The sequence below is a fragment of the Saccharothrix sp. genome, assembly GCF_031180885.1.
Classification (GTDB): Bacteria; Actinomycetota; Actinomycetes; order Mycobacteriales; family Pseudonocardiaceae; genus Actinosynnema.
In genome coordinates this window covers 43900-56513 of record NZ_JAPSLK010000012.1, presented here as the reverse complement: position 1 = coordinate 56513, position 12614 = coordinate 43900, and the positions used below count along the sequence as shown (strand labels likewise).

The following is a 12614-nucleotide window of genomic DNA, read 5'->3' as shown; positions in this document are numbered from 1 at the left end:
CGCGATGGGCCGACCTCCAGGCGGCCGAGCCGCGACGCCGGAGGCGGCGCCATCCGACACGGCTTGCCGTGGCGCGGGTCGGTGCTTCACGCCGAGTAGATCGCTTCGATGTCCTGCTTGTAGGTGCTGGCCACCACGGCCCGGCGCAACTTGAGGCTCGGCGTCATTTCGCCGCCGGCCTCGGTGAAGTCCACCGGCAGGATGCGGAACTTCTTGATCGCCTCCGCCTTGGACACCGCCTGGTTCGCCTCGTCCACCGCGGCCTGGATGGTCTGGCGCAGCGTCTCGTCGTCGACCAGGTCCGCGACCGTGGCCGACGCCGGCTTGCCGTTCTGCTCCTTCCACGCCGGGAAGAACTCCGGGTCGATGGTGATCAGCGCGCCGATGAACGGCTGCGCGTCGCCGACCACCATGCACTGGCTGATCAGCGGGTGCGCCCGGAGGCGGTCCTCCAGCACGGCCGGGGAGACGTTCTTGCCGCCGGCCGTGACGATGATCTCCTTCTTCCGGCCGGTGATCTTGAGGAAGCCGTCGTCGTCCAGCTCGCCCAGGTCGCCGGTGTGGAACCAGCCGTCCTCCAGGGCCTCGGCGGTCGCGGCCTCGTTGTTCCAGTAGGACCGGAACACGATCTCGCCCTTGATCAGGATCTCGCCGTCCTCGCCGATGCGCACCGACGTGCCCGCGACCGGCCGGCCGACCGTGCCGACCCGGTACGCCGCCTCGGTGTTCACGCACGCCGCCGCGCTGGTCTCGGTCAGGCCGTAGCCCTCCAGCACCGGCACGCCCACGCCGCGGAAGAAGTGCGCCAGCCGCTCGCCCAGCGGCGCGCCGCCGGACACCGCCGCGATGCACCGGCCGCCCAGCGCCGCCTGGAGCTTGGAGTAGACGAGCTTGGAGAACACCGCGTGCTTGAGCTTCAGGCCCAGCCCCGCGCCCCCGCTCGCCTGCGCGTGGCTGTACGCGACGGCGGTCGCCTCGGCGGCGTCGAAGATCTTGCCCTTGCCCGCCGCGTGCGCCTTCTGCTTCGCGCCGTTGTAGACCTTCTCGAACACGCGCGGCACGGCCACCACGAACGTCGGCCGGAACGACTGGAGGTCGTCGACCAGGTTCTTCACGTCCGCGGTGTGGCCCAGCGTCACCCGCGTGTAGGTGCCGCACAGGGCGATCGCGCGGGCCAGGATGTGCGCCAGCGGCAGGAACACCAGCAGCGAGCCGCCCGCCTGCATGAGCTGCGGGAACGCGTGGATGTCGGCGCGCACCTCGGACAGCAGGTTGCGGTGGGTCAGCTCGCAGCCCTTGGGCCGGCCGGTGGTGCCGGAGGTGTAGACGATCGTCGCCGTGTCGTCCGCGCCGACCGCCTTGCGCCGGGCGGCGGCCTCCTCGTCGGTGATGGCGGCACCCAGGCCGGTCAGCTCGTCGATCACGCCCGCCGAGTCGCCGTTCGGGCCGTCGATGGTCCACACGTTGCGCACCTCGGGCAGGCCCGCGACCACGGAGTCGACGGTCGCGCGGTGCGCCGCGGTCTCCACGATCACGGCCTTCGCCGCCGAGTCGGACAGGATCCACTCGACCTGCTCCGCGGAGGAGGTCTCGTAGATCGGCACGCTCACGCCGCCTGCCTGCCAGATGGCGAAGTCGAGCAGGGTCCACTCGTAGCGGGTCTTCGACATCAGGCCGATCCGCTCGCCGGGCTGGAGGCCCGCCGCGATCAGGCCCTTCGCAACTGCCAGCACCTGGGCGGCGAAGTCGCGGGCGGTCACGTCGACCCAGGTCCCGTCGACGCGGCGGCGGAAACTGACGGCGTTGCCGAAGCGCTCCGCGTTGGCCCACACCATGTCGGTGAGGTTCTCCTCGGCGGCCACGGTCGCTGTGGCCGGGACGCTGAACTCGCGCACGTCAACCTCCGGACGGTTGTTTGTTACCGGTGAGGAAACTTAGCGTGTGATTCCGGCGATAAACAGGCCGGCGGACCGTTCCGTGACCGTGTCGTGGCACTCTTCCCACCCGTGCCGAGCGTTGACGTGGTGGACGAGACGTTCCTCGCAGTCCCTCCCGAGGTGGTCGTGGGCGCCTTCGCCGAGCCCTCCGACTGGGCGCGGTACTGGCCCGACCTCATTCTGGACGTTTACCTCGATCGGGGCATCCGGGGACTGCGCTGGACGGTCGCGGGGGCATTGGTCGGAACGATGGAGGTGTGGCTGGAGCCGATGCTCGACGGGACGCTCCTGCACTACTTCCTCCGGGCCGACCTCCGCGGCGACGTCACGCCCAAGCGGGTCCGGCAGGAGGTGCGCCGCCGCCAGCTGGCCGCGAAGGAGGTCTCGCTGGGCCTCAAGTTGACCTTGGAGGGCGGCCGGGCTCCGGGGCTGCCGCCCGCGCTGCCGTAGATTCGGGGGCTGTGCGGGTACATGTCGTCTCGGACGTCCACGGCAACGCCGAGGCCCTCGCCCGGGCAGGCGACGGCGCGGACGCCCTGGTGGTCCTGGGGGACCTGGTCGACTTCGTCGACTACTACGACCACGGCAAGGGCATCCTCGGGCGGGTGTTCGGGCCGGAGAAGGTCGAGGTGTTCGCGCGGTTGCGGCGCGGCCGGATGGGCGTGGAGACCGTCCGGTACATGCGGTCGCTGTGGGACAGCCTCGACGACGCCGAGTCGGTGGTCCGCGAGGCGGTGCTGGAGCAGTACGCCGAGCTGTTCCCGGCGATGAGCGCCCCGACCTACGCCACGCCGGGCAACGTCGACAGCCCGGACCTGTGGCCGTCGTTCGCGCGCGAGGGCGTGCACGTGCTCGACGGGGAGTCGGTGGAGATCGGCGGGCTGCGGTTCGGGTTCGCCGGCGGGGCGATCATGTCGCCGGGGTACGTGCGGCGGCCGGGCGCGCCCTGGTACCCGTACCTGCGCACGGACGACGAGTTCGGGGCGGCGTTGGCGGGGTTGGGCGAGGTGGACGTGCTGTGCACGCACGTGCCGCCGGCGGTGGCCGAGCTGACCTACGACGTGGTGGCGCGACGGCCGGAGCTGGGGTCGACGTCACTGCTGGAGATGATCCGCAAAGTCCGGCCGCGGTGGTCGGTGTTCGGGCACGTCCACCAGCCGTTGGCTCGCCGGGTTCGGGTGGGGTGGACCGAGTGCGTGAACGTTGGTCATTTCCAACGAAGCGGCACGCCCCACGTGTTGCGATGGTGACCACCACCGCGAGGCCGCCGTCGGCTTGTCGCGTCGCCTTTCCCGCCGATCAGCTTTTCCGATCGGCGGGAAAGGCGACGCGATGAGCCGACCCTCCGGGCGGCCGAGCCGCCGCGACGGAGTCGCGGCAGTTCAACACTGTTAGCCTGCCGTGCATGGCCGACGAGTCCACCCAGTCCATCGTGATCGACGCTGATCCCGCGAAGATCGTCGCGGTGATCGCCGACTTCGCCGCCTACCCCGAGTGGGCCAACGGCGTGAAGCGCACCGAGGTGCTGGAGACCGGGGCGGACGGGTACGCGGCGCAGGTCAAGTTCAACATCGACCAGGGGCCGATCAAGGACGAGTACGTGCTGGCCTACGACCAGTGGTCCGAGCAGCGGATCTCGTGGCACCTGGTCAAGGGGCAGATGCAGAAGTCCCAGGAGGGCAGCTACGCCTTCGCCCCGCGCGGCGGCTCGACCGAGGTGACCTACACGCTGTCGGTGCAGCTGGTCGTGCCGATGATCGGCCTGTTCCGCCGCAAGGCGGAGAAGATGATCATGGACACCGCGCTCAAGGAGCTGAAGCGCCGGGTGGAAAACGCTGGATGAGCGCACGCCTGCTGCTGTTCACCGGTAAGGGCGGGGTCGGCAAGACGACCTTGGCCGCCGCGACCGCCGCCGCGCTGGCCGCCGGCGGGCGCAAGGCGCTGGTCGTGTCCACCGACCCGGCCCACTCGCTGGGCGACGCGTTCGGCGTGCCGCTCGGCGGTGCGGTGTCCGAGGTGGACGCGGGCCTGCACGCCGCCCAGATCGACCCCCGGTCGCTGGTGGACGACGCCTGGCGCGAGCTGCGCGGTCACCTGCGGACGGTGCTCGCCGGCGCGGGCGTAGACGAGCTGGACGCCGAGGAGCTGACCGTCCTGCCGGGCGTGGAGGAGCTGCTGGCGCTGGCGGAGGTGCGGCGGCTGGCCGGGACCGGGCCGTGGGACGTCGTGGTCGTGGACTGCGGGCCGACCGCCGAGACCCTGCGGCTGCTGTCGCTGCCGGAAGCCCTCGGGTCCTATCTGGAGCGACTTTTCCCCACGCACCGCCGTGTGGTGCGCGGGTTGTTGGCGGGGCTCGCGGGCAGCACGTCGGTCGAGCGCTGGGACGCCACCGCGGACGCGCTCGGACGGCTCGCGGAGAGCCTGGAACAGCTGCGGGTGCTGCTGACCTCGCCGGCCACCAGCGTGCGGCTGGTGCTCACGCCGGAGCGGGTGGTCGCGGCGGAGACCCGGCGGACGGTGACCGCGCTGGCGTTGCAGGGCATCCGGGTGGACGGCGTGGTGGCCAACCGGCTCGTGCCGCACCCCGGTGCGGCGCGTGGCGCGGCGGCTTCGTGGATGCGGACGCGGCGGGCCGAGCAGGACGCGGTGCTGGCGTCGCTGGCCGATCTCGGTGCGGTGCGCTGCGTGGAGCACCGGGCGGGCGAGCCGGTGGGGTTGCCGGCGTTGCTGGAGATCGCCGCCCGGCTGTACGGGGACGGCGACCCGTTGGAGGGTGCGGCGGCGGAGGGGCCGCTGATCGACGTCGTCCGCGTGGACGACGAGTACGAGCTGCGGCTGGCCGTGGCGGTGGGGGATTCGGACCTGGATCTGGTGCGCGTCGGCGACGACCTCGCGGTGACCGTGGACGGGCGGCGCAAGCTGGTCGCGCTGCCGTCGTTGCTGCGGCGGTGCGTGGTGGTCGGCGCGGAACTGGACGACACCGGGTTGGCGGTGCGGTTCCGCCCCGACCCCGATCTCTGGATGCGGTGATGGACCCCAAGCTCGCCGAAGAACTGCGCCTGCTGCTCGACGCCGCCGCCGAGCGCGCCCAACCCTGGCTGCACAAGCTGTCCGGGGAAGGCGCCGCCCATGGTGGCGGGTCCGCCCACGCCGGCGGATCTGCCCACGCCGGCGGATCTGCCCACGCCGGCGGTGCGCACGACCCGGGCACGTGCGGGTGGTGCCCGTTGTGCAACGCGGTGGCGTTGGTGCGCGGGGAGCGGTCGGAGTTGGCGGCCAAGGCGGCCGAGCACGTGGCCGGGTTGATCGCGGTGCTGCGGGCGGCGCTGGCCGAGCCCGAGCCCGCGCCGCCGGAGGAGCCGGCCGAGGCCAAGCCGCGGGTGCAGCGCATCCCCGTGGTGCGGAAGAAGTCGTCGCCTTGCTGACCGTCGGCGTGGACGTCGGCGGGACCAGCGTGCGGGCCGGGGTGGTGAACGCGGACGGGGCCGTGCTGGACACCGCCCGGGCCGCGACGCCGTCCGGCGAGGAGGCGTTGGAGGAGGCGATCGGGGCGGCGGTCGCCGAGGTCGCGTCCCGGCACAGGGTGTCCGCGGTGGGGTTGGCGGTGGCCGGGTTCGTCGCGCCGGACCGGCGGACCGTGCGGTTCGCGCCGCACCTGGCGTGGCGGCAGGCGCCGGTGGCGGACCGGATCGCCCAGCGGGTCGGGATGCCGGTGGTGCTGGAGCACGACGCCAACGCGGCGGCGCTGGCCGAGCACCGGTTCGGCGCGGCGCGCGGGGCGCGGATCGCGGCGCTGGTCGCGATCGGCACCGGGATCGGCGGGGCGCTGCTGATCGACGGCAAGGTGTTCCGCGGCGCGCACGGGGTGGCGCCGGAACTGGGGCACTTGAGGTTGGTGCCGGACGGGCGGCCCTGCCCGTGCGGCAAGAACGGGTGCTGGGAGCGGTACTGCTCGGGGACCGCGTTGACCACGACCGCGGTGGAACTGCTGGCGCGGCACCCCGGGGTGTCGACGTTGCTGGCGCGCGAGGCCCTGGGCGACTCGCGGGCGGTGACCGGTCGGCGGGTCGCGGCGGCGGCGCGGGACGGTGATCCGCTGGCGAAGCGGGCGATGGCCGACCTGGCGCGGTGGCTGGGCGAGGGCCTGGCGCTGGTGGCCGACGTCTACGACCCCGAGGTGGTCGTGATCGGCGGCGGGGTGTCCGAGTCCGCGCCGCTGTTCCTGGACGACGCGCGGGAGCGGTACGCGGCGGTGGTGACCGGCGCGGGGCACCGGCCGCTTGCCCGAATCCGGACGGCGCAGTTGGGCGACGACGCGGGGATCGTCGGGGTGGCGACGTTGGCCCGGGAGGCGGCAACCACCCGGTCGGTACGCAACGGCAGGCGCTGAACGAGGGCGCTGAACGGCGGCGCTGAACGGCGGTTCGGCGATCGGGGAGCTTAGAGTCGGCGCTCGGGGTTCGGCGCTCGGGGTTGGGGCCGGCGCTCGGGGTTCATTGGAGGTTGTCTCGCGTTGGGCGTTCCGCCCACCCACCCCCTCCCAGGCCCCCTCGCAAAAGCCCCAAATGCACCCGCCTTCGGCGGGGCCGCCTGCGGCGGCTTGCGCGCGAAGCGCGCTTGGCGCGCGCCGCGCGCCTGGCTTGTGCGGGGTAGGCCTGGGAGGGGGTGGGCGGGCGGAACGCCCAACGCGAGACAACCCCCGACCGACGCGAGACAACCCCCTAAAGGACCGTCCCCCTAAAGGACCGTCCCCCTAAAGGACCGTCCCCCTAAAGGACCGCCCCATCGTCAGAGGACCGCGCCGTCGTCCCAGCCGGAGTCCGGCGGAGGACCGTTGCGGATGCGGAGCACCAGCCAACCGGCGCCCGAGCACAGCACGATCAGGGCCAGCGGGGTGCCGATGCCGGCCGTCAGGCCGAACAGGCCGGGCGCAACCAGGAGCACCACGCCGAGCAGCATCAGGAGGAGGGCCGCGATCGTGCCGGGGCGCAGGGCGGGCAGCGGGGGCGGTTCCGGCGGTACGAAGTGGTCGTCCGGGTCGTCGTCGTCCTCGTCGTCGTCGGCCGTGGCCACGGCCGGCTGCCCCTCGGGCCGGGTGGGGCGCGCGGGTTCGGCTTCGGTCTCGTCGTCGTCGAACGCGTCCGGGTCCGCCGGGTCGGACCAGGTCCGGCCCACGCCTTCGCGTTCGAGCCCGGCCACGATCTCGGCGAACGTGGCGTCCACGTCCTCCGGGCCGTCCGTCGGGTCCCGTCGGGAGTTCATCGGCGTGTTCCAACCCCTCCAGGCGCGTCCTCTGCCAGGGTTCATCGTCCCACGGGCCCGTTGTGTTGCGGATTACGGCAGCCGGTGGCACTTGCGACCGTACCGGCCGAACGCGCGTCTTCGTTGTGCCTGGTGCGGTCGCATCCGTACGCTGGCCGCCGGGGATCGAAGCACGTCGAGGAGGCGCTCCCAGCGGTGCTCTACTGGTTGATGAAACACATCTTTCTCGGGCCTCTGTTGAACCTGTTCTTCCGACCGAAGATCATCGAGGGCGCCGAGAACATCCCGAAGGAGGGCGGGGCGATCCTCGCCTCCAACCACCTCGCGGTCTCCGACTCGTTCTTCCTGCCGCTGAAGCTCTCCCGGCGGGTCACCTTCCCGGCCAAGATCGAGTACTTCACCGGCAAGGGCCTCAAGGGCGCCTTCCAGCGCTGGTTCTTCTCCGGCGTCGGCCAGGTGCCGATCGACCGGTCCAGCGCGTCCGCAGCACAGGCCGCGCTGGACACCGGTGTCCGGATCGTCCGCGAGGGCAAGCTGCTCGGCATCTACCCCGAGGGCACCCGCTCGCCCGACGGCCGCCTCTACAAGGGCAAGGTCGGCGTCGCGTGGATCGCGCTGGAGTCCGGCGCGCCGGTCATCCCGGTCGCCATGTTCGGCACCGACAAGGCGAACCCGATCGGCTCCAGGATGTGGAAGCCGTACCCGATCCGGATCAAGATCGGCAAGCCGCTGGACTTCTCCCGCTACGCGGGGCTGTCCGGGGACCGGTTCGTGCTGCGGTCGATCACCGACGAGATCATGTACGCCCTGATGGAGCTGTCCGGCCAGGAGTACGTCGACGTCTACGCCGCCAAGGCCAAGGAGCAGCCCGCGCCGGACGCGGACCGGCTGCCGGAGACGAAGGCGGGCTGAGACGAGCGGTGCTCATGGTCGAGCCGGCCTCATGGTCGGCGGACGGTCACCCCTAAGGTTGGTGGGTGCGGTTCTTCTACGACTGTGAGTTCATCGAAGACGGGTTGACCATCGACCTCGTCTCCATCGGCGTCGTCGACGAGGAAGGCCGCGAGTTCTACGCCGTCTCCACCGAGTTCGACCCGGACAAGGCCGGGCCGTGGGTGCGGGCGAACGTGCTCAACCAGCTGCCGCCGCCCGCGGACAAGGCGTGGCGCAGCCGTGAGCGCATCCGCCACGACCTGCTGGAGTTCCTCGGCGGCCCGAAGGCAAACCGGGACGACATCGAGCTGTGGGCGTGGTTCGCCGCCTACGACCACGTGGCCCTGGCCCAGCTGTGGGGTCCGATGCCGGCGCTCCCGCGCTGCCTGCCCCGGTTCACCCGGGACCTGCGGCAGCGCTGGGAGGACGTCGGCAAACCCCGCCTGCCGCAGGCGCCGGCGGACGCCCACGACGCCCTGGCCGACGCCCGGCACAACCTCGCCCGGTGGAAGGTGATCGAGGCCGAGCGCCTGCGCCGCGGGTTCGCCGTCCGCTAGGTGGACCCTGCCTTGCTGCACCGATCCAGGTCGTGTCAGTCTTGGGTGACCCACGCCACGAAGAGATTGGTAAGCAAATGCGCATCGGTGTGCTCACCGGCGGTGGTGACTGTCCGGGGCTGAACGCGGTCATCCGCGCGGTCGTCCGCAAGGGCATCGAGGTCCACGGCTGGGAGATCGTGGGGTTCCGCAACGGCTGGCAGGGTCCCGTCGAGGGCCTGTCCAAGCCGATCGGGCTCGCTGACGTCGAGGACATCCTGACCCGGGGTGGCACGATCCTGGGTTCGTCGCGCACCAACCCGTACAAGATCGAGGGTGGTGTCGACAAGATCCGGCAGGTGCTCGCCGACCAGGGCGTCGACGCGCTGATCGCGATCGGCGGCGAGGACACCCTCGGCGTGGCCAAGAAGCTGACCGACGACGGCATCGGCGTCGTGGGCGTGCCGAAGACCATCGACAACGACCTCGGCGCGACCGACTACACCTTCGGTTTCGACACGGCCGTGCACATCGCCACCGAGGCCATCGACCGGCTCCGCACGACCGCCGAGTCCCACCACCGGGCCCTGGTCGTCGAGGTCATGGGCCGGCACGCGGGCTGGATCGCGCTGCACTCGGGTCTCGCCGGCGGCGCGAACGTGATCCTGGTGCCGGAGCGGCAGTTCAGCGTCGAAAAGGTCGTCGAGTGGGTGGAGCGGCGGTTCGAGCGCCAGTACGCGCCGATCATCGTCGTCGCCGAGGGCGCGGTGCCGGAGGGCGGCGCGGAGGTGCTGCACTCGGGTGAGAAGGACGCGTTCGGCCACGTGCGGCTGGGCGGCGTCGGCACCTGGCTGGCCGAGGAGATCGCGGAGCGCACCGGCAAGGAGTCGCGGGCGGTCGTCCTGGGCCACACCCAGCGCGGCGGCATCCCGACCGCGTACGACCGCGTCCTGGCCACCCGGTTCGGCCTGCACGCGGTGGACGCGGTGGCCGAGAGCGACTTCGGCGTCATGGTCGCGCTGAAGGGCACGGACATCGTGCGGGTGAAGCTGTCCGAGGCGACGGCGGAGCTGAAGACGGTGCCGCTGGAGCGGTACGCGGAGGCCGAGGTCTTCTTCGGCTGAGGTCTTTGCGGAAGGCGCCTCCGGACCCGTCCGGAGGCGCCTTTTTGCGTCTAGGAGAACGCGCCCAGGGACAGGTAGGCGGCGAACGTGCCGAGCCAGTGCTCGGCGTAGTACCCGTGCCCGGAGACGTACCGCAGGCCGGCCTCGCGGTGGTCGTCGGCCGCGGTCAGCGCGGGCTCCCGGTAGCGGTGCCCCTCGGGCAGGGCCTCGGCGATGGACCGCCACGACCAGGCCCGGGACAGGGCCAGCCCGACCAGGTGGGAGCCGTACGGGTCGCCCGGGTCGTCGATGGGGACCGGTTCGCGCAGGACCTTCCAGCGCGCCTCCTCCAGGTTCGGCAGGAACGCCTCGAACCAGGTCGGGAAGTCGGGCAGGACCCGGCGCATGAGGTCGGCCTCGGTGAGCGCGGGGGACAGGAAGTCCGCCGCGTCCGGTTCGAAGCCGCCGTAGTCGCGGTCCTCGCGGTGCCAGCGCAGGGCGGCCTCCGCGCAGGCCCGGGCGAGTTCGGTGTCACCGACCGCGCGGGCCGCGTCGAGGACCAGGCCGGTCGCGAAGGCGGTGTTGGCGTGCGTGCCGGCGCGGATGGGCAGGCGGGCGTGGGACACCCATTCGAGGAACCGGTCACGGAGGACGTTCGACAGCGGCTCCAGCGACCACGGTGACGTTCCCCACGTCCGCAGCTCGGCGTCCAGCACGAGCAGCCACGCCCAGCCGTAGGGGCGCTCCCAGAACTTGCCCATCGGACCGGCGAAGAAGTCCGCCTCGGCCCGGCAGCCCTCGGGCGTGATCAAGGCGTTGAGTGCGGCGCGAGCCTCGTCCGCGCCGGTCAGGGAGGGGCGCAGGCGCAGCAGGCGGACCATCAACCACGTCTGGTGCACGCACGAATGCCAGTCGAAAGACCCCGCGAACACCGGGTGCAGCACCCGCTGCGGCACCAGCCCCGCGTCGGAATCGATCACGTGCGTCCAGTGCACGGGGTGGTCGCGCAGGACGTTCGCGGTCGCGGTCGACAGGAGGCGCTGGGCGGTGTCGTCGTCCACCAGGTGGTCATCCGCAGGGGTGACGGGCATGACGCTCATCATGCCCAGGCCAACCCGGGCCCGTCTCTCAGTGTGGACGCCCTACCCTTAACACGTGAACTGGACTGTGGACGTGCCCGTGGACACGCTTCCCGAGCTGCCGCCGCTTCCGCCCGAGCTTCGCACGCGACTGGACGACGCCCTGGGCCGCCCCGCGGCGCAGCAGCCCGAGTGGCCGGACGCCGAGCAGGTGCGCCGGGTGCGCGCGGTGCTCGAGAGCGTGCCGCCGATCACCGTGCCCGCCGAGATCGACCGCCTCCGCGAGCACCTCGCGGGCGTGGCGCGCGGCGAGGCCTTTCTGCTGCAGGGCGGCGACTGCGCGGAGACGTTCGCGGACAACACCGAGCCGCACATCCGCGCGAACGTCCGGACCCTGCTCCAGATGGCCGTGGTGCTGACCTACGGCGCGAGCCTGCCGGTGGTGAAGATCGGCCGCATCGCGGGTCAGTACGCCAAGCCGCGCTCGTCCAACATCGACGCGCTGGGCCTCCCGTCCTACCGCGGCGACATCGTGAACTCGCTGGTCACGACGCCCGAGGCGCGCATCCCGGACCCGTCCCGGATGATCCGCGCGTACGCCAACGCGGGCGCCGCGATGAACCTGCTGCGCGCGATGACCACCGCCGGCATGGCCGACCTGCACCGGCTGCACGAGTGGAACAAGGACTTCGTGCGCACCTCGCCGGCCGGCGAGCGGTACGAGGCGCTGGCCGCCGAGATCGACCGGGGCCTGCGGTTCATGTCGGCGTGCGGTGTGGACGACTCGTCGCTGCACACGACCGAGATCTTCGCCTCCCACGAGGCGCTGCTGCTGGACTACGAGCGGGCGCTGCTGCGCCTGGACACCGCCGGTGACCAGCCCAAGCTGTACGACCTGTCGTCGCACTTCCTGTGGATCGGCGAGCGGACCCGGCAGCTGGACGGGGCGCACATCGCGTTCGCCGAGCTGCTGGCGAACCCGATCGGCCTGAAGATCGGCCCCACGACCACGCCGGAGATGGCGGTGGAGTACGTGGAGCGGCTGGACCCGTACAACCAGCCCGGTCGGTTGACGCTCATCAGCCGCATGGGCAACGGCAAGGTGCGGGACGTGTTGCCGGCGATCGTGGAGAAGGTGACGGCGTCGGGTCACCAGGTCATCTGGCAGTGCGACCCGATGCACGGCAACACCCACGAGTCGTCCACCGGGTACAAGACCCGGCACTTCGACCGGATCGTGGACGAGGTGCAGGGCTTCTTCGAGGTGCACCGGCGGCTGGGGACCCACCCGGGCGGCATCCACATCGAGCTGACCGGCGAGGACGTGACCGAGTGCCTGGGCGGCGCGCAGGAGATCTCGGACACCGACCTGGCCGGGCGCTACGAGACCGCTTGCGACCCGCGGTTGAACACCCAGCAGTCGCTGGAGTTGGCCTTCTTGGTCGCGGAGATGCTCCGCAGCTGACGCACCGAGTTTCGACCGAGACGCCCCGGCAGTCCTTTCCGGACCGCCGGGGCGTTGTGCTTCGTGGCCGGCTGGGCGCGGACGGACGGGCCGGGCAGGGCAGGGCTCGGCGCTGGCTCGGGCGGACGGGCTGGCTGGCGCGCGGGTTGGCGGGCTGGCTGGCTGGCGCGCTAGCTGGCGTGGGCTGGCTGGCTGGCGTGGGCTGGCTGGCTGGCGTGGGCTGGCTGGCTGGCGTGGGCTGGCGTGGGCTGGCTGGCTGGGCGCGGCTGATTGAGCGCGGGCCGGGCTCGGCGGCTTGG

Annotated in this window: 13 protein-coding genes; 10 read left to right on the top strand and 3 right to left on the bottom strand. The window is 72.0% G+C overall.

The annotated features are described in order from the left end of the window. Positions 1-86 precede the first annotated feature (86 nt). Complete coding sequence (locus tag RIN75_RS17055) at positions 87-1895, bottom strand: long-chain fatty acid--CoA ligase (protein ID WP_309112919.1); 1809 nt, start codon at positions 1893-1895, stop codon at positions 87-89. A gap of 111 nt (positions 1896-2006) precedes the next feature. Here RIN75_RS17055 and RIN75_RS17050 point away from each other — a divergent pair, with 111 nt between their 5' ends. From RIN75_RS17050 to RIN75_RS17025, 6 genes are all read left to right on the top strand, one after another. Continuing rightward, a complete protein-coding gene (locus tag RIN75_RS17050; protein WP_309112918.1) occupies positions 2007-2387 on the top strand; it encodes a polyketide cyclase / dehydrase and lipid transport in 381 nt (126 codons plus the stop codon). 11 nt (positions 2388-2398) lie between these two features. Continuing rightward, positions 2399-3187: a metallophosphoesterase gene (locus RIN75_RS17045; RefSeq protein WP_309112917.1), complete on the top strand. Its 789-nt coding sequence runs from the start codon at positions 2399-2401 to the stop codon at positions 3185-3187. 155 nt (positions 3188-3342) lie between these two features. Next, positions 3343-3780, top strand: coding sequence for an SRPBCC family protein (locus RIN75_RS17040; RefSeq protein WP_309112916.1), 438 nt, complete (start codon positions 3343-3345; stop codon positions 3778-3780). Beyond that, positions 3777-4967: an ArsA family ATPase gene (locus RIN75_RS17035; RefSeq protein WP_309112915.1), complete on the top strand. Its 1191-nt coding sequence runs from the start codon at positions 3777-3779 to the stop codon at positions 4965-4967. Before RIN75_RS17040 ends, RIN75_RS17035 begins: the two co-directional genes overlap by 4 nt. Further along, positions 4967-5362 (top strand): hypothetical protein, encoded by a 396-nt coding sequence (locus tag RIN75_RS17030; RefSeq protein WP_309112914.1) that lies wholly within the window; start codon positions 4967-4969, stop codon positions 5360-5362. The genes RIN75_RS17035 and RIN75_RS17030 overlap by 1 nt, the downstream gene beginning before the upstream one ends. After that, positions 5356-6327: an ROK family glucokinase gene (locus RIN75_RS17025; RefSeq protein WP_309112913.1), complete on the top strand. Its 972-nt coding sequence runs from the start codon at positions 5356-5358 to the stop codon at positions 6325-6327. The genes RIN75_RS17030 and RIN75_RS17025 overlap by 7 nt, the downstream gene beginning before the upstream one ends. 398 nt (positions 6328-6725) lie before the next feature. On the opposite strand, the gene RIN75_RS17020 is transcribed toward RIN75_RS17025, so the two are convergent. Further along, positions 6726-7199, bottom strand: coding sequence for a hypothetical protein (locus RIN75_RS17020; RefSeq protein ID WP_309112912.1), 474 nt, complete (start codon positions 7197-7199; stop codon positions 6726-6728). A 195-nt stretch (positions 7200-7394) separates the two neighbouring features. On the opposite strand from RIN75_RS17020, the gene RIN75_RS17015 reads away from it, so the two are divergent. The 3 genes from RIN75_RS17015 to RIN75_RS17005 all read left to right on the top strand — a co-directional run bounded on the left by RIN75_RS17015 (position 7395) and on the right by RIN75_RS17005 (position 9792). Further along, entirely contained in the window at positions 7395-8111 is a 717-nt protein-coding gene (locus RIN75_RS17015) for a lysophospholipid acyltransferase family protein (protein WP_309112911.1), read from the top strand. 65 nt (positions 8112-8176) lie between these two features. Then, entirely contained in the window at positions 8177-8689 is a 513-nt protein-coding gene (locus RIN75_RS17010; protein WP_309112910.1) for a polyadenylate-specific 3'-exoribonuclease AS, read from the top strand. Between the two features lie 77 nt (positions 8690-8766). Next, positions 8767-9792: a 6-phosphofructokinase gene (locus tag RIN75_RS17005; RefSeq protein WP_309112909.1), complete on the top strand. Its 1026-nt coding sequence runs from the start codon at positions 8767-8769 to the stop codon at positions 9790-9792. 50 nt (positions 9793-9842) lie between these two features. On the opposite strand, the gene RIN75_RS17000 is transcribed toward RIN75_RS17005, so the two are convergent. Continuing rightward, positions 9843-10862: a DUF2891 domain-containing protein gene (locus RIN75_RS17000; RefSeq protein WP_309112908.1), complete on the bottom strand. Its 1020-nt coding sequence runs from the start codon at positions 10860-10862 to the stop codon at positions 9843-9845. Between the two features lie 64 nt (positions 10863-10926). Between RIN75_RS17000 and RIN75_RS16995 the strand changes: the two genes are divergently transcribed. After that, entirely contained in the window at positions 10927-12315 is a 1389-nt protein-coding gene (locus RIN75_RS16995) for a class II 3-deoxy-7-phosphoheptulonate synthase (protein WP_309112907.1), read from the top strand. The last annotated feature ends 299 nt before the right edge of the window (positions 12316-12614 follow it).

What these genes read in the sequence shown, in the direction of transcription:
- RIN75_RS17040 (WP_309112916.1), top strand. Translation starts at nt 3,343, where the DNA reads ATGGCCGACGAGTCCACCCAGTCCATCGTGATCGACGCTGATCCCGCG.
- RIN75_RS17035 (WP_309112915.1), top strand. Translation starts at nt 3,777, where the DNA reads ATGAGCGCACGCCTGCTGCTGTTCACCGGTAAGGGCGGGGTCGGCAAG.
- RIN75_RS17030 (WP_309112914.1), top strand. Translation starts at nt 4,967, where the DNA reads ATGGACCCCAAGCTCGCCGAAGAACTGCGCCTGCTGCTCGACGCCGCC.
- RIN75_RS17020 (WP_309112912.1), bottom strand. Translation starts at nt 7,199, where the DNA reads ATGAACTCCCGACGGGACCCGACGGACGGCCCGGAGGACGTGGACGCC.
- RIN75_RS17005 (WP_309112909.1), top strand. Translation starts at nt 8,767, where the DNA reads ATGCGCATCGGTGTGCTCACCGGCGGTGGTGACTGTCCGGGGCTGAAC.
- RIN75_RS17000 (WP_309112908.1), bottom strand. Translation starts at nt 10,862, where the DNA reads ATGCCCGTCACCCCTGCGGATGACCACCTGGTGGACGACGACACCGCC.